General features: G+C 66.9%; 15 protein-coding genes. 4 read left to right on the forward strand and 11 right to left on the reverse strand.

Translation table 11 applies throughout. From position 1 onward, the window contains the following. Window positions 1–96 precede the first annotated feature (96 nt). From DBY63_RS11380 to DBY63_RS11395, 4 genes are all read right to left on the reverse strand, one after another. The gene (locus tag DBY63_RS11380) at window positions 97–1,149 is read right to left on the reverse strand and encodes a lipocalin-like domain-containing protein (RefSeq protein WP_108581965.1); all 1,053 of its coding nucleotides are present in this window, start codon (window positions 1,147–1,149) and stop codon (window positions 97–99) included. After that, window positions 1,139–3,598 (reverse strand): FtsX-like permease family protein, encoded by a 2,460-nt coding sequence (locus DBY63_RS11385; RefSeq protein ID WP_108581966.1) that lies wholly within the window; start codon window positions 3,596–3,598, stop codon window positions 1,139–1,141. Before DBY63_RS11385 ends, DBY63_RS11380 begins: the two co-directional genes overlap by 11 nt. Continuing rightward, window positions 3,595–4,269 carry an ABC transporter ATP-binding protein gene (locus tag DBY63_RS11390; RefSeq protein WP_058790809.1) on the reverse strand — a complete coding sequence of 225 codons (675 nt, stop codon included), beginning with the start codon at window positions 4,267–4,269 and terminating at the stop codon, window positions 3,595–3,597. Before DBY63_RS11390 ends, DBY63_RS11385 begins: the two co-directional genes overlap by 4 nt. Window positions 4,270–4,332: 63 nt before the next feature. Beyond that, window positions 4,333–4,623 (reverse strand): hypothetical protein, encoded by a 291-nt coding sequence (locus DBY63_RS11395; protein ID WP_042137805.1) that lies wholly within the window; start codon window positions 4,621–4,623, stop codon window positions 4,333–4,335. A 255-nt stretch (window positions 4,624–4,878) separates the two neighbouring features. Between DBY63_RS11395 and DBY63_RS11400 the strand changes: the two genes are divergently transcribed. The 3 genes from DBY63_RS11400 (at window position 4,879) to DBY63_RS11410 (ending at window position 6,644) form a co-directional block, all read left to right on the forward strand. Then, a complete protein-coding gene (locus tag DBY63_RS11400) occupies window positions 4,879–5,652 on the forward strand; it encodes an FKBP-type peptidyl-prolyl cis-trans isomerase (RefSeq protein WP_007162159.1) in 774 nt (257 codons plus the stop codon). Between the two features lie 150 nt (window positions 5,653–5,802). Further along, on the forward strand, window positions 5,803–6,267 hold the full coding sequence (locus tag DBY63_RS11405) for a DUF1232 domain-containing protein (RefSeq protein ID WP_007162160.1): 465 nt from the start codon (window positions 5,803–5,805) through the stop codon (window positions 6,265–6,267). Window positions 6,268–6,272: 5 nt separating this feature from the next. After that, window positions 6,273–6,644, forward strand: a complete 372-nt coding sequence (locus DBY63_RS11410; RefSeq protein WP_007162161.1) for a hypothetical protein — start codon at window positions 6,273–6,275, stop codon at window positions 6,642–6,644. A gap of 3 nt (window positions 6,645–6,647) precedes the next feature. On the opposite strand, the gene DBY63_RS11415 is transcribed toward DBY63_RS11410, so the two are convergent. Next, complete coding sequence (locus tag DBY63_RS11415) at window positions 6,648–8,393, reverse strand: bifunctional diguanylate cyclase/phosphodiesterase (RefSeq protein WP_108581967.1); 1,746 nt, start codon at window positions 8,391–8,393, stop codon at window positions 6,648–6,650. Window positions 8,394–8,485: 92 nt separating this feature from the next. Further along, window positions 8,486–10,567 carry a carboxy terminal-processing peptidase gene (locus DBY63_RS11420; RefSeq protein WP_007162163.1) on the reverse strand — a complete coding sequence of 694 codons (2,082 nt, stop codon included), beginning with the start codon at window positions 10,565–10,567 and terminating at the stop codon, window positions 8,486–8,488. 237 nt (window positions 10,568–10,804) lie between these two features. Between DBY63_RS11420 and DBY63_RS11425 the strand changes: the two genes are divergently transcribed. Beyond that, on the forward strand, window positions 10,805–11,767 hold the full coding sequence (locus DBY63_RS11425) for an NAD(P)H-quinone oxidoreductase (protein ID WP_027597662.1): 963 nt from the start codon (window positions 10,805–10,807) through the stop codon (window positions 11,765–11,767). 172 nt (window positions 11,768–11,939) lie between these two features. On the opposite strand, the gene DBY63_RS11430 is transcribed toward DBY63_RS11425, so the two are convergent. Genes DBY63_RS11430 through DBY63_RS11450 form a run of 5 tightly spaced genes read right to left on the reverse strand, consistent with a single transcriptional unit; the run spans window position 11,940 to window position 15,975 of the window. Beyond that, window positions 11,940–12,593: an HAD family hydrolase gene (locus DBY63_RS11430; protein ID WP_042137802.1), complete on the reverse strand. Its 654-nt coding sequence runs from the start codon at window positions 12,591–12,593 to the stop codon at window positions 11,940–11,942. Beyond that, a complete protein-coding gene (locus DBY63_RS11435) occupies window positions 12,590–13,579 on the reverse strand; it encodes an ABC transporter ATP-binding protein (RefSeq protein WP_042137800.1) in 990 nt (329 codons plus the stop codon). Before DBY63_RS11435 ends, DBY63_RS11430 begins: the two co-directional genes overlap by 4 nt. Then, window positions 13,576–14,361, reverse strand: a complete 786-nt coding sequence (locus DBY63_RS11440) for an ABC transporter permease (RefSeq protein WP_108581968.1) — start codon at window positions 14,359–14,361, stop codon at window positions 13,576–13,578. Before DBY63_RS11440 ends, DBY63_RS11435 begins: the two co-directional genes overlap by 4 nt. After that, window positions 14,348–15,181: an ABC transporter permease subunit gene (locus DBY63_RS11445; RefSeq protein ID WP_108581969.1), complete on the reverse strand. Its 834-nt coding sequence runs from the start codon at window positions 15,179–15,181 to the stop codon at window positions 14,348–14,350. Before DBY63_RS11445 ends, DBY63_RS11440 begins: the two co-directional genes overlap by 14 nt. Next, window positions 15,178–15,975, reverse strand: coding sequence for an alkaline phosphatase family protein (locus DBY63_RS11450; RefSeq protein ID WP_027597667.1), 798 nt, complete (start codon window positions 15,973–15,975; stop codon window positions 15,178–15,180). Before DBY63_RS11450 ends, DBY63_RS11445 begins: the two co-directional genes overlap by 4 nt. Window position 15,976: the final 1 nt, after the last annotated feature.

Consider the following 15,976-nt stretch of genomic DNA (forward strand, 5'->3'; position numbering starts at 1 on the left):
CCCTGCGCAGCGGCAGGAGTAGGTAAGGATTCGAGGCGGGAGCGGGGGTGGGAGTTCCGGAGTGAGATGCGTCCGGGAGGTGTCTCTCCGCTCTTGTCAGTACCCCGTCATTTCCAGGTAGCCCATCCCCCTGGCGCTGCCCTCCACCCTGACCGGACCTTCCCAGTAGGGCGTGCCCAGGGCCATCCAGGCATCGGGGTTGACTGCCGCGATTTGCAGGTCGAGCTGCTGCCCCGGCAGGGTGATGGACCAGCGTACCGGCACCTCGCGGCCGGCGACCCTGTGGGTGGACTCCGGCGCCAGGCGGATATCGCCGGGATGTAGCGGCTGGTTGTGGCCATCCGCGGCGATCAGGTTGCCGAACAGATAGTGCTGGCCGTCGGCCTGGCGCAGGCGATAGAGCATCAGCTGGCGACCGTCGTCCAGGTGCAGGGAAAACCAGTCCCAGCCCAACTGGTCGGCGGCCAGGTGCTGGCTGCTCCATTCGCGATCCAGCCAAGCCAGGCCCTTGACCGGCACGCGCCGCCCTTCGATCTCCAGTTCGCCCTCGGCCTGGAAGAAGGGCTGGCTGTAGTAGTAGGACGCCTGACCGCTGGCGGATTTGCGGCTGATCCCGCCTTCGCCCTGGAGCACCAGCGGGCCGGTGGCGGCGAGTTCCAGCCGATAGGCGAAGCCCGGGCCTTGCGCCTGGACCTGCGCCTGCCCGGCGAGGTCGCCCGCGAGGCGCCAGTCGTCGATCCAGGCGGCGAAGGGCGCGGCCGTCACGCCGGCCTGCCCGATACCACCGCGGCCCTGGGTCTGGGCGGAGAACTGGCGGGTCTCGGTGGTAAGGCCGGCGTGGCCCAGCCAGAGGTTGCCATTGCTCCAGCCGGGCTGGTCCGCGCCGGGCCGCAGGGCATTGCGGAACAGTGTCCATTGCACGCCATACTGATGGCCCTCGGCATCGCTGAGATTGGCGGTGACGTACCACCATTCGATGCGGAAATCCGGATGAGCGCCGTGATCGGCGGGAAAGCTGAAGACCTTGCCCGGCACCACCGGCGCGAAATTCTCGCTGCCCTGGCCAAGGCCGGCGAAGCCCTCGGAAGCCGGTTGCTGGTCGCAACCGGTGAGCAGCAGGAGTGCGACCAGCAGGGCCCTAGCGTTCATTGCCGAGTTCTCGCAGCAGATCCAGCGGTTGACTGCGTTGCAGCCGCAGCAGCGGCCAGGCGGCCGCCAACAGGGTCGCCACTAGGGCAATGGCGGAAAGCGCCAGCAATTGACCCGGAAAGACCTGCAGCGGCAATCGCCAGCCGAAGGCCTGGACGTTCACCACCGCTACCAGGCACCAGGCCAGGAGAATGCCCAGCGGCATGGCCAGGGCCAGGGTGAGAAGGGCGAGCCCCAGCAGCTGCCCCAGGCTGAGCAGGATCAGCCGCGGTCGTTCGATGCCCAGCGCCCAGAGCGGCGCGAGCTGACCGAGACGCCGCTGCGCCTGGCCGAGCAGGGCGATGAACAGGGCGAGACCGGCCACCGCCAGGGTCAGGGCGTTGAGCGCGGCGGTGGCGCTGAAGGTCCGTTCGAACACCTGATCGGCGTAGCGCCGCAACTGCCCCTGGTCGATGGAATGACTGGCGTCCAGCCCGAAGCGCTGCTGCAGTTCGCCGCGCAGGGCCTCTACCTGCGCCGGCGCCATGCGGATGACGATGCGTACCAGGGCGGCATCCGGCCACAGCGCCCGCAGGCGCGCCTGGGCTAGCAGCAGGTGGCCACGCGGATTGCCATAGTCGGCATAGGTAGCCAGTATCGGCGCGGACCAGCGCCCCTGGCTGCCCTGCAGCTCCACCCGCTGCCCTTTGGCTACCCCGAGGCGGCGCGCCAGTTGCTCGCTGAGCATCACGCCCTCTCCGGCGAAGAAGGGCGTCCAGGCGTCGCCACCGGCATCGAGCAGCGGCCAGTGCTGGCGATAGAGGTCAGCGTCCAGCACCCCGCTCAGGGTGGACGGCTGGCCTTCAATCCTGGTCTCTAGTTCGTACACCGGGAGCACCGCGCGGACGCTGGATTGCCGGGGTAGCCAGGCGAGCAGGGCCGCGGCCTGGGTAGCATCCTGCGGGCGCAGATAGAGTTCGGCGGCCAGGCGCTGGTCGAGCCAGCCATCGAAAGTGCGGCGGAAGCCTTCGGTCATGCTGCCCGCGCCGACATTGGCCGCCAGCGCCAGCAGCAGCGCCATCAGCGCCTGGGACAGCCCGGGCAGCTGCTGGCGGGCGTCGGCCAGGAACCAGCGTGAAAGCGGGCGCCGGGCCTGCTTGAGGAGCAGATCCAGCAGGGCGCTCAGCAGCGGCGGCAATGCCAGGGCCGCCGCCAGCAGCAGGCAACCGAGCAGGGCCAAGCCGCTGGCCAGGCTGTTGCCGCCCAGCCACAGCCCCAGCGCCGCCAGGCCGACCAGCAGGGCGCCCAGGGCCTGGCGCTGGAGCCAGCGGCCATGGGCGGCGCGCCAGGCCTCACCCTGGGCCAGCGCCAGCAGCGGCAGCCGCGCGGCGCGCCAGAGGCCGTCGGCACCCGCCAGCAGGGCACCGCCCAGGCTGAGGCCAAGGCCGGCCAGCCACCAGGCCGGGCTCAGGGTCAGGCTGCCGGCGATCTCGGCGCCATAGAGGCCGCGCAGACTGGCCGCCACGTCGGGCAGCAGCAGCGCCGCCAGCAGATAGCCGCTGGCAACTCCCAGGGCGCCCGCCACCAGGGCGATCAGTGCCAGTTCCAGGGTCAGCGCCAGCACCAGGGTCGCGGCCGACAGACCACAGGCGCGCAGGGTGCGCAGCAGGGCGCGGCGTTGCTCAAGCGCCAGACCGGTCGCGGCATGGACGATGAACAGGCCGACGGCGAAGGCCAGCAGGCCGAGCGCCAGCAGGTTGAGGTGGAAGCTGTCGGTCAGGCGGTCCAGTTCGGCGCCCTGGTCGTTCTCCAGCCGTTGCAGGTCGACCCCGTCCAGGGTGGGCAAGGCGCGCTGAAAGGTCTTTGGCAGGATCAGTCGGGAGAGCTGGTCCGGTGCGTCGAGCAGGCGCTGGGCCTGGCCGATGTCCATGACCAGGGTGCCAGGCGCCAGGCCGGGGCGCGGCTGGAGCGGTGGTAGCGCCAGGCCATCGGCGCGGTGCAGCACTTCACCGGCCTGGAGCCGCCATTCGCGCAGCGTTTCCGGCGCGATCCAGGTGGTGCCAGTCGGACCGAGAAAGTCGAACAGGGCCTCGGGCGAAGCGCGGGCCGCCACCCCCCGGTCACTGGGCAGGGTGACCGGCTCGATGCCCAGCAGCGGCAGGGCGCCCTCGCGCTCGGCCAGGGTCAGGCGGCCCTGCAGGACGGGCGACACCGGCCAGCCCTGACGACGCAATTCGACGAACAGCGCCTGGGGAAAGCGTTTGCCGTCCCGGGCTTCCAGACTCGACTGGTCGGCACCGAAGAGGGCGCTGGCCTGGGCATAGCTCTGGCGGGCCTGGGCATTGAGCGCCAGCACCCCGATCAGCAGCGCGGTCGCCAGCCACAGCCCGGCGACTAGGCCGGCCAGTTGCAGCGGATGGCGCCGCCAATGGCTGGCCAGGCTGTGCAGACTCCAGTAGAGCAGTCTCATGGCTGGCCCATGGCTGCGCCGCCGAGACGCCCGCGTTCCAGTTGCAGGGTGCGATCCAGATGACTGGCGATGCGCGCGCTGTGGGTCACCATCAGCAGGCTGCTGCCGGTCTCGGCGACCAGTTCCAGCAGCAGGGCCAGGGCCTGGTCGCCACTGGCTTCGTCGAGATTGCCGGTGGGTTCGTCGGCGAGCAGCAGGGGCGGCCGGGAGGCGAGGGCCCGTCCCAGGGCCACGCGCTGCTGCTGGCCGCCGGAAAGCTGTTCCGGATAGCGCTCCAGCAGGGCGGTCAGCCCCAGGCGCTCGGCCAGCTCGGCTTGCCAGCGCGGATCATGGCGCCCGGCCAGGCGCGCCTGGAAGGCGAGATTGTCGGCCACCGTGAGGCTGGCGATCAGATTGAATTGCTGGAAGATCAGCCCGATGCCCTCGCGGCGCCAGGCGGCCAGGGCCCGTTCGTTGAGACTGTCGAGTGCCTGGCCGGCGGCCTGGATGTGGCCTCGGTCAGGCCGGTCGAGGCCGGCGACCAGGTGCAGCAGGGTGCTCTTGCCACTGCCGGATTCGCCCATGAGCGCCAGACTCGCGCCCCGCGCCAGGCTGAGGTCCACGCCGCGCAGGACCGGCAGCGGGCCCTGGGGCGTCGGATAACTCTTGTGCAGATCGGTGATGGTCAGCATCGCGCCTCCAGCGCCGGTCGTGGTCTGCAATCGACCGGGCGGGGGCGGCGACGTTCAGCGCGGCTAGCGGCGCTTGGCCTTGCCCTTGCCGGCCTTCTCGTCTTCCTCGCGCTGCAGACGCTCGCACTTGCGCACCATGGTGAGGTAGTACACGGCGCTGCCGGCGAACAGGATGATGGGCAGTGCCAGGGACATCTGCAGTAGGCTGCCGGGGAAGGCGCTGGGCACCCAGTGGTGATAGAGCAGGATGCCGATCGCCAGCAGCACCGAGTACAGCAGGCCGTAGCCACCGGCCTTGCGCGATTCGCGGGCGAGGTCGAGAGGTGGGCGATTCAGATCGTTGGGCTCGAACATGGAGGTCTCTGGCAGGCTCTGAAGAAGGCGCTAGTTTAGCGCCTGGACTCGCGCCGGTCGCCACTGCCCGGGCACCCCGGACAAGACGTCGCAGGGATAGCCCGCCGCTCGTTCACGCGATGTTCAGGCAGACATAAGCTTGAAATCTTATCCTTTGCAGCCATTTAGAGGCCTGGCGATGGCAAGCGAGCAGGTCTCCTTGTAAGCTCGATCAGTTATTTGAACGCGCACAATGCGCACGGATAAGGAATCAACATGAAACAGTATCGGTTGGCAGCAGCGGTGGCCCTGGTGGGTCTGGTTCTGAGCGGCTGCGACTCCAAGCCCAAGGTCGAGCTGGAAAGCCCGGCCCAGAAGGCGTCCTACGGCATCGGCCTGAACATGGGCAAGAGCCTGGCCCAGGAAGGCATCGACGACTTGGATCCCAAGGCCGTTGCCCTGGGTATCGAGGACGCCGTTGGCAAGAAGGACCAGAAGCTGACCGATCAGCAGCTGACCGAAGCCTTCGCCGCCCTGCAGAAGCGCGCCGAAGAGAAGATGACCAAGGTCAGCGAAGACAACGCCAAGGCCGGCAAGAAGTTTCTCGAAGAGAACGGCAAGAAGCCTGGCGTGATCACCACCGCTTCCGGCCTGCAGTATGAAGTGGTCAAGAAGGCCGATGGCCCGCAGCCCAAGCCCACCGACGTGGTCACCGTGCACTACGAGGGCAAGCTGGTCGACGGCACCGTGTTCGACAGCTCCATCAAGCGTGGCACCCCGATCGACCTGCCGGTCAACGGCGTGATTCCGGGCTGGGTCGAGGCGCTGCAACTGATGCACGTCGGCGAGAAGATCAAGCTGTACATCCCCTCCGAGCTGGCCTACGGCGCCCAGAGCCCGAGCCCAGCGATCCCGGCCAATTCCGTGCTGGTGTTCGACCTGGAACTGCTCGGCATCAAGGACGCCGCTGCCGCGGACGCCGAAGACGCTCCGGCCGCTCCGGCTGCCGAGGCGCCGGCCGCTGCCGAAAAGGCTCCGGCCAAGAAGTAAGCCGCACTCTTTGTGCCGAACGCCCTGCCTAGCAGGGCGTTTTACATTGGACGGCGGGAAACCCTGCCGCAGCGGTGCGATCCAAGCAAGGGCGCAAAGACCTGTGGTTTACGGGTCTCTGGCCAATGCTCTCTCCTGCTCGAGGTGTCCATGAAGCCGCCGAAGAATTTTGATCGCTACCTTGGTATCGCCCAGCGCCTGCTGATCCGTGGCCGCCTGCCCGCACTGTTGCTCGGCGTAGCGCGCAAGACCAGCAAGCGCGGACTCAAGCTGGGCGAGGCCCGCGACACCCTGAGTCTGTTCCATCAGCTGTTGCTGGCCTGGTGGCGAGGCGAATACCGCGGCGTGAGTCGCAAGACGCTGCTGACCGTCGCCGGGGGTCTGGTCTACTTCCTGCTGCCCATCGATCTCATTCCCGACTGGGTGCCCATGTTCGGTCTGTTCGACGACCTCGCCGTGCTGGCCTGGGTCGGCAAGGCCTGCAGCGATGAGCTGGACGGCTTTCGGGCCTGGCGCGCCAACCGCACCGCGAGCCAGCAGGCGGCCCTGGCGGCCCTGCCCGACAAGCACGAGCGGCCGGCGCCCGGCGTCGCCCTCGATCAGTTGCGGGATTGAGGGATTTGAGCGTACGCATCAGTCGCCAGCACTGGCTGGCCTTGCTGGATGAACTGGAGAGCGCGCGGCGCAGCCGCAGTCTCCTGACCTACCGCTCGGTGATCGAACGGCTGGGGCTGCCCCAGCCGGCGATGGTCACCCTGACCACGGCGCTAGAGTATCTGGCCGCCCTCGATCGGCGCGAGGGTCGGCCGCTGCGCAGTGCGCTGGTGGTCAGCCAGAGCGGTACGCGCATCCCCCGTGAAGGTTTCTTCGACTGTGCCCTGCGCCTGGGCGCCCTGGAAGGTTCGCCGCCCGTCACCGACGCCATCAGCTGGCATGCGGCCGAAGTGACCCGGGTGTTCGATCACCGCTATCCCGACCATCGCCAGGAATAGGCGTCAGGCCCGCATCAGGTGCAGGCTGTAGCCGGGCACCCTTTTGGCATTGCGCTTGGCCTCCGAGGCCAGCGCCGCCACTCCGCTGGCATCCACCCGCTGGCCGGCCTCTCGGTCCAGTTCCACCACCCCCAGGGACAGCGACAGCAGCGGATACTCGCGCCGGCGGCCGTCTCTGTCGTAGGCCAGGAAACAGCCGGCCTCCAGGTGCTCGCTGCGATAGAAATGTCGGCAGCGCTCCTGGAAGGCCGCTATCAGGCCATTGAGGCGCCGCCGCCAGTCCGCCGACCCCAGCACCACCAGGAAGTCGTCACCGCCGATGTGGCCGACGAAGTCCTGCTGTGGATCCAGGCGCTCGGACAGGGTCTGCGCCAGGCAGAGCAAGACCTCGTCGCCCTTGGCGTAGCCATAGAGGTCGTTGAAGGGCTTGAAGCCGTCGATGTCGACGTAGCACACCACGGCTTCGCGCTGCTGATCCAGCAGCCGGGTCAGGCACTGCTGGATGGGCACGTTACCGGGCAGCTGGGTGAGGGGGTTGGCATGCTTGGCCTGCTGGATGCGCTGTTCGGTGATCAGGCGCAGCACGTCCATCACCCGTCCGACGCCGACATAGCGACCGCCTTCGGTAATGATGAAATCCTCTTCGATGCGCTGGCGTGCTCGGGCGGTGAGCAGGCGGCTGACCTGCTGCAGCGACTGGCCGGATTCGGTCGCCAGGAAGTCCTGGCTCATCAGTCGGGCGATGGGCTTGCGCGCGAACACCTCGTGGGCGAAGGGCTTGAGCAGCGCCGAACTCAGTTCGTGATGGTGGACGATGCCCACCGGGCGATCGTCTTCGTCCACCACCGCCAGGGTGTTGAGGCTCGGCTGCAGGCGGAAACGCTCCAGCACTTCGGGAATGAGCATGTCCTGGCCGACCGCGACCTGCTCGACCCTGAGACTAGCAACGGTGGTCGATTCTTCGGCAAGCTCGGAACTGCGGACTTCCATCACCGGCAGCAGGGTCTGGATCTCGCGCGGTGGGGCGGCGGTCGGTCGACCCAGCAGATAGCCCTGGACCAGATCCACGCCCATGCTCGCCAGGGTCGAGAGCTCTTCGTGGGTCTCGATGCCTTCGGCGATCACCTGGGCGCGCGAGGCTTCGGCCATCTTCAGGATGGAGCCGACGAATTCGCGCTTCACCGCATCGCGGTGGATGGACTCGATGAAGTGGCGATCGATCTTGACGAAGTCCGGGCGCAATTCCGACCAGCGCCTGAGACTAGAATAGCCGGCGCCCAGGTCGTCGAGGGCGATGGAAAAGCCCATGGCGCGGTAGTGGTGCAGGGCGGTGGCCAGCAGCGCGAAGTCATCGATGGGCGCCTGCTCGGTGAGCTCGATCACCACCTGCGCCGGGGAAAGACCCAGGCGCTGCAGCAGTTTAAGGGTCTGGCCCGACTGGTGCGCCGGTTCCAGCAGGGTTTCCGGACAGACGTTGAGAAACAGCAGGCCATCCAGCGCCAGCTCGCGAAAGGTCTGGCAGGACTGCTGGCGTGCGGCGATTTCCAGTTCGGACAGGCGACCGGCCTGGCGGGCGGTGGCATAGAGGGGCAGGGGGGATTGCAGCGGGGTATTCGAGGCGCCGCGAATGAGGGCCTCGTAGCCGAGGATGCGTCGCTCGCTCAAGGACACTATGGGTTGAAAGAGCGAATGCAACTCGCGGTTGGCGAGAATGCGATCCAACACCCCAGCCTGGTCGTTAAGCGTCATGATAAGCCTGCAGGAACCCGGAAACGAAAATGCCCGGGGGTCGCAGGTGGCGACCCCCGGGCATTTCACGACAGAGATGTGACGTTTTGATGTCAGCGCTTGGGCGGCGTCTGGCTCAGGTCCAGGTAGTCCAGCAGCACATGGCCGGACTCCATGAGATAGGCGTCGTCCTGCGGCTTGGTCTTGTCGTCGTCGATCGCCGGGTTGTCCTCGTCGATCTTCTTCAGCTCCTTGAGCGGGGCTTCGCCCTTGCCCTTGCGACGCTGGTTTTCCATGGCCAGCTGGCGCTCGTCCAGCGCGGTCTGCTCGGCGCGGCGTTTCTTCTCGTCGAGGCTGACGGTGGTGTCCGCCGCCAGCTCCTGGGCCAGCTTCAGGCGCTCGCGGGCAAAGATGAAGTCGGGATCCTTCTGCACCCGCACGTCATGGCGCTTGACCAGTTCCGGCAGGTAGTTGGCGAAGGGATTGCTCAGACCGGTCACCGCCGGGGCAATGGTGTCCCAGGGCATGGAGTCGGGCAGGGCGCTCTCGCCGATCTGCTTGGTGTCCACCACCGCCGGGTAGTCGATGTCCGGCAGTACACCCTGGTGCTGGGTGCTCTGGCCGGAGACGCGGTAGAACTTGGCGATGGTCAGCTTCAGCTCGCCATGGTTGAGCGGCTGGATGGTCTGGACGGTGCCCTTGCCGAAGGTCTGGCCGCCGACGATCAGCGCCCGGTGATAGTCCTGCATGGCGCCGGCGAAGATCTCCGAGGCCGAGGCGGACAGGCGATTGACCAGCACGGTCAGCGGGCCCTTGTAGAAGGCGCCGCCTTCGTCGTCGGCCAGCACCTCGACCTTGCCGTCGCCATTGCGCACCAGCACGGTGGGACCCTGGTCGATGAACAGCCCGGTCAGTTCGGTGGCTTCCTGCAGCGAGCCGCCGCCGTTGTTGCGCAGGTCCAGGACGATGCCATCGACCTTTTCCTTCTGCAGCTCGCCGATGAGCTTCTTCACGTCACGCGTGGTGCTCTTGTAGTTCGGGTCGCCGGCGCGATAGGCCTTGAAGTCCAGATAGAAGGCCGGTACGTCGATCACGCCGAGCTTGTAGTGCTTGCCCTCGTGGGGCACGTCGATCACGTGCTTCTGCGCCGCCTGCTCTTCGAGCTTGACCGCTTCGCGGGTGATGGTGACGATCTTGGTCTTCTGGTCGTTCGGCGCATTGCTCGCCGGGATGACCTCCAGGCGGACCTTGGAGCCCTTGGGTCCGCGGATCAGCTTGACCACCTCGTCCAGCCGCCAGCCGATGACGTCGACCATCTCGCCGTCGCCCTGGGCGACGCCGACGATCTTGTCCGCCGGCGCGATCTGCTTCGACTTGTCGGCCGGGCCGGCCGGTACCAGGCGCAGGATCTGCACGTAGTCGTTGTCGTTCTGCAACACTGCGCCGATGCCTTCCAGCGACAGGCTCATGTTGATGTCGAAGTTTTCCGCGCTTTCCGGGGAGAGATACTGGGTGTGCGGGTCGTAGGACTCGGCGAAGGCGTTGATGTAGGTCTGGAAGACGTCTTCGCTGCGGGTCTGGTTGAGCCGTGCCAGTTGATTCTTGTATCTCTTGGTCAGCTGCTGCTGGATCTGCTGATCGGTCTTGCCGGACAGGCGCAGGCGCAGGACCTCGTCCTTGAGCTTGCGGTGCCAGAGATCGTCCAGCGCAGCGGTGTCCGCCGGCCAGGCCGCCTTCTCGCGATTGGTGTTGAAGGATTCGTCGACGGTGAAGTCGAGCTTGCCGATGCCGGCGTTGAGCAGGCCCAGGCCGTAGTTCAGCCGCTCGGTCATGCGCTGGGCATAACGACGGTAGATGGCGAAGCCCGGTTCGAGGTTACCCTGCTTGAGGTAGTCGTCGAAGCGGGTCCGCGAGGCGTCGAATTCGCGAATGTCGGCGGCATTGAAATACAGCCGGCCGGGATCAAGCATCTTCAGATAGCTGTCGTAGATCTTGATCGACTGGGCATCGTTGAGCGGCGGCTTGCTGTAGTGGTGCCGCTTGAGCAGCTCGACGATGTTGAGGCTGGCGATGACCTGGTCGCGATCGGGTTGCAGTTTCTCGGCGCCTACCGGCGCGTTGGGCTTGGCGAAGAGGGGCGTTGCGCTGACGCCAAGCAGGACAACGAGGGCGGTACGGGACAAGAGCTGCTTCATGTGTATTCGACTAATGCACGGAAAGGAATAGGCTATAGGCCCTTCCCGGCCCGGGCGGTTCCGCGGCCAGGGGAAGTATGACGGGCGCTGACGAAAGTCGTCTGACGGCGGTCTTAAGGGTAGCGGCGATCGGAGGGGAAGGCTGTGACAGCCCCGCGTCTTCCGGTCCGCTCGACTCCCGCAGAACCCGCCGGCGCAGGCGCTTTTCGTCAAAGCCTGAGCCACTATGGAGGCACCGTGAACGCATTGCAAGGTATCGAAGGGCAACTGGAATGGCAGTCACTGAGCGCGCGCGCGCTGGCGCCTGGGGAAATTCGCATCAAGGTGGCGGCTGCCGGTCTCAACCGCGCGGACCTGCTGCAGCTGGCGGGCAACTATCCGCCGCCGCCCGGCGCGCCGGCGACCCTGGGCCTCGAATGTGCCGGGGTGGTCAGCGAGACCACTGCGGATTCGCGCTGGCAGGTCGGTGACCGCGTCTGCGCGCTGCTGGCTGGCGGTGGCATGGCCAGCGAGGTGGTTGTGGACGGGCGTCAGGCGGCCTCCGTGCCGGAAGGCCTGTCGCTGATTGAGGCCGCGGCGCTGCCCGAGGTCTGGGCGACTGCCTGGAGCAACCTGTTCGATCTGGCCGCACTGCAGCCGGGCGAAAAGGTACTGCTGCATGCCGGCGCCAGCGGCGTCGGCTCGGCCGCCATCCAGCTGTGCAAGGCCTTCGGTAATCCCTGCTGGGTCAGCGTCGGCTCCCAGGATCGCCTGGCGCATTGCGAGCGCCTCGGTGCCGAGGGCGGGGTGCTGCGCAAGACCGATCTGGAAGGGCTGCGCGATTTCGCCCCCTTCCACGTCATCCTCGATCCGGTCGGCGCGAACTATGCGTCGCTTAACCTGGATCTGCTGGGCCAGGACGGACGCTGGGTGCTGATCGGCCTCATGGGCGGTCGCCAGGCCGAGATGGATCTGGGCAAGGTGCTCGGCAAGCGCATCCGCATCATCGGTTCGACGCTGCGCAACAGATCCGTGGAATTCAAGGCCAAGACCATGAGATCCCTGGAGGCCAAGGTGTGGCCGCTGTTCGCCGAAGGCAAGCTGAACGTCAACCTGGAACGCCGCTTCGCCGCCCAGAACGCCGAAGCCGCCTTTGCCGCCCTGGAAAGCAACGAGGTGAACGGCAAGGTGGTGCTGGTGCTGGACGAAGGGCTGGAGTAGCACCAAGGCCAGGGTTATCGCGGCCATGGCGGTCTGCCGCTACGGCCGCTCCTACAGATCGAGTCCGCTGTAGGCGCAACTGTCTTTATCGCGGCCATGGGCCGCTCCTACGAGGGGTGATGCTTCTGTAGGAGCGGCCCATGGCCGCGATAACATGCGTGTCTGACTGACTCTACCGCCAGCTGAGGATCGGCCAGCCGGCCTGTGCCGCGCGCTCGCGTAGTACCGGATCGGGGTTGACCACGTGCGGCTTGCCCACCGCTTCGAGCAGCGGCAGGTCGTTGCGCGAGTCGGAGTAGAAGCTGGCGCCAGCCAGCAGGCTGCGGTCGCCGCCGAGCAGTTCCAGCAGGCGGGTCAGCTTGCCTTCGCGAAAGGTCATGACGCCCTCCACCTGGCCGCTGTAGACGCCGTGGCTGACCTGCAGGTCGATGGCCAGCACCTCTTCCACGCCGAGGCGTTCGGCGATGGGCTCCACCAGATGCACCCCGGAAGCCGAAACGATGATCACCCGGTCGCCGGCCGCGCGGTGGGCGGCGATGCACTTCATGGCGTCGCTGAAGATCAGGGGTTCGATGACGTCCTCGACCCAGGGCCCGACCTCGAAATCCACTTCCTCGGGCGTGCGGCCCACCAGGGGTTCGAGGTGGAAGGCCATGTAGTCTTCCATGGCCAGTTCGCCCTGGGCGTAGGCCGCCATCAGCTCGCTGTCGCGCCGCACGAAGGATTCGCGGTCGACCCAGCCGAGCACGCCCATCTGCTGGCTCCACAGGCTGGAACAGTCACCGTCGATAAGGGTTTCGTCGAGATCGAAAATCGCCAGGGTCATGCCACTTCTCTCAGGCTGTCGGAATCGACGGCCAGGGTGACGGCTGTGCCGTTCGGCTGCAAGGCCGTCGGCCCATGGTTGAGAACGTCGACATTGAGTTCGCAGGCTTCGGTGGCGATCCGGTAGCGGATCACGTTGCCCAACAGGCTGTGACCGACGATGCGGCCGCTGAAACCGCTGGCGACGCCGAGTCGGATGGCCTCGGGGCGAATCGCCACCTGCCCCTGGAAGGTCTGGCCGAACAGGCGGCTGGCCTGGTCGGCGCTGAGCAGGTTGTAGTTGCCGATGAAGCCGGCGGCGAAGGCATCCACCGGTGCGGTGTAGAGGGTCTCGGCATCGCCGCTCTGGACGATGCGCCCCTCGCGCATCAGCACGATGCGATCGGACAGGGTGAGGGCTTCTTCCTGATCGTGGGTGACGAACACCGTCGTCAGGCCCAGCTCCTGCTGGATGGCGCGGATCTGTTCGCGCAGGTGGCGACGGATGCGGGCATCCAGCGCCGAGAGGGGTTCGTCCAGCAGCAGCAGCCGCGGCCGCACGATCAGCGAGCGCGCCAGGGCCACGCGCTGGCACTGGCCGCCGGAGAGCTGATGCGGATAGCGCTCGGCGAAGCCCTGCAGTTCTACCAGGGTCAGGGCCTCGCGCACCCGCTGTTCGATTTCGTCCCGCGCCAGGCGCTGCATGCGCAGGCCGAAGGCGACGTTCTGCGCCACGGTCATGTTGGGAAACAGCGCATAGCTCTGGAACACCATGGCGATGCCACGGCGCTGCGGCGGCAGGTGGGTGATGTCCTGTCCCGCCAGCACGATGGCGCCGCGATCGACCTCGGTGAGCCCGGCCAGGCAGCGCAGCAGGGTGGACTTGCCGCAGCCCGAGGGGCCGAGCAGGGTCACCAGTTCGCCCTGTTCCGCATGGAATTCGATGTCGGTGAACAGGGTATTGGCGCCGTAGCGCTTGTGCAGTCCCTTGACCGCGAGATAGCTCATGTCCGCTCCCGATTCAGGCGATTAGCGATCCAAGTCAGCAGCAGGACCGCGAGGAAGTAGGAGATCACCAGGGCGCTGGTCAGGTGGCCGCTGCCGTTGCGCAGGTTGTAGAGATAGATCTGCAGGGTCTCGTAGCGCGTCCCCACCAGCAGGTTGGCGAAGACGAATTCGCCGATGAGAAAGGAGAAGGACAGGAACAGCGCCACCATCAGGCCGGTGCGCAGATTGGGCAGCACCACCAGCAGGGCGGCGCGCCAGGAGCTGGCGCCGAGCAGGTGGGCGGCGTCCATCAGGTCGCGCAGATTCAGCGCCTGGAGGTTGTTGCTGATGGCGCGGTACATGAAGGGCAGGGCGATGGTGAAGTAGCAGAACACCAGGATCCAGGGCGTGCCGGTCAGCGGCAGCGGCCCGCTCGCATAGAGCTGCAGCAGGCCCACCGCCGAGACCACCGGCGGCACGGCGAACGGCAGGAGGATCAGCACGTTCATCAGCGCATCTAGCCGGGGGAAGTGATAGGCGACGGCGAACATGGTCGGCAGGATCAGCACGCAGGACAGCGCCAGGGCGCCAAAGCAGATCGCCAGGGAGCGACCGAAGGCGGCGAGAAAGCGCGGATCGCCCCACAGCTGCAGGTACCACTTGAAGGTGAAGCCCGCCGGCAGCAGGGTCGCCGACCACTGGGTGGCCAGGGAATATAGGAGGGTCGCGGCGAGGGGCGTGAACAGGATCAGGAACAGGATCCAGACCACCAGCCGATGGTAGAGGCGCTCAGCTCTGGACATGACGACTCCGCCGCAGCAGCCATTGATGGACGAGGGTGATCAGGGTCATGAAGGCCACCAGCAGCATGGCCAGCGCCGCGGCCAGGTTGGGCTCCAGATAGATGTCGCCGGAGACCAGGGCGGCGATGCGCACCGGCACCACGTTGAAGTTGCCGACGGTAAGGGCATAGACCGTGGCGTAGGCGCCCAGGGCGTTGGCGAGCAGGATGATGAAGGTGCCGATCAGCGCCGGACTGAGCACCGGCAGGCCGATGTGCCGCCAGTATTGCCAGGTGCCGGCACCCAGCAGCGCCGCCGCGTCGCGCCAGTCCTGCTTCAGGGCTTCGAAGGCCGGGAACAGCAGCAGCACGCCCAGGGGAATCTGGAAGTAGGTGTAGATGAGGATCAGGCCGCCCTTGGTGTAGAGGTTGAAGCCTTCGATCAGCCCGAATTGCTTGAGCGCCAGGGTCAGGCAGCCGTTGATCCCCAGCAGGATGATGAAGGCGAAGGCCAGCGGCACCCCGGCGAAGTTGCTGGTCATGTTGGTGAAGGCCACTACGAAGCCGCGCAGCCGCGAGTCGACCCGGGTCAGCGAATAGGCGCCGAGCAGCGCGATCAGCAGGCCGCAGACGCTGGACCAGAGCGAAATCTCCAGGGAGAAGCGGATGGCCTGCAGGTAGAAGGGCGAGCCGAGGATTTCGGCGTAGTTGCCCAGGCCCCAGCCGCTTTCGCTGGAGTTGAAGCTGTTGAAGGCGATCCAGGCCAGGGGCGCCAGCTGGAAGGCGCCGAACACCAGCAGGAAAGGCAGGATCAGCAGCAGGGCGAGTCGGGGCCGCTTCATGCCAGCAGCTCCCGACACAGGGGCTTGTCATGGGCGAGGCCCAGCAGCGTGCAGACGGTGCCGCAGAGCTCCACCTGCAGCGGCGTCGCCTCGCCCAGGGAGAAGCCTGCGCCAAAGACGAACAGGGGCACCTCGCGTTCTTCCGGCAGCGTCCCGCCGTGACTGCGGTCGTCGTTCATGCCGTGATCGGCGGTCACCAGCACCTGGTAGCCGGCGTCCAGCCAGGCGGGCAGGTAGTGGGACAGCAAACCGTCGGCGCGGCGCGCGGCGTTGCGGTACTCGGGGCTGGAGAGCCCGTGCCGGTGACCGGCATCGTCGATGTTCATCGGATGCACCAGCAGGATGTCCGGGTCATGGGCCAGGCGCAGGTGCTCGGCATCGTCGAACAGATGGGAATCCGGATAGTGGTCGGCGTAATAGAAGTGGCCGTGCTGGATCGGCAGGGCGGTGTCGCTGACGTGCCTGTCCCGTGCCCGGTCGAAGGGGCTGCGATTGTAGAGTTCGCTGACCCAGTGATAGGCCGCCGCCGCCGTGGTGAGGCCGGCGGCCCGGGCCAGGTGGAAGAGGCTGGTCTGGTTGGACAGCCGGTCCACGCCGTTGTGGACGATGCCGCTGCGCACCGGGGGCACCCCGGTGAGCAGGCATTCGTAGAGCGGACGAGAGAGCGAGGGCAACTCGCATTCCAGCCGGTAGAGGCGACCCCGGCCGGCCAGGCAGAGCGCCTGGAGGAAGCCGAGTCCGTGTTCGGCGACCCTCAGGGCGAGTCCGTCCAGCACGACCAGGATGACCTTCATG

This window comes from Pseudomonas sp. RIT411 (assembly GCF_003057735.2).
Classification (GTDB): Bacteria; Pseudomonadota; Gammaproteobacteria; order Pseudomonadales; family Pseudomonadaceae; genus Chryseomonas; species Chryseomonas oryzihabitans.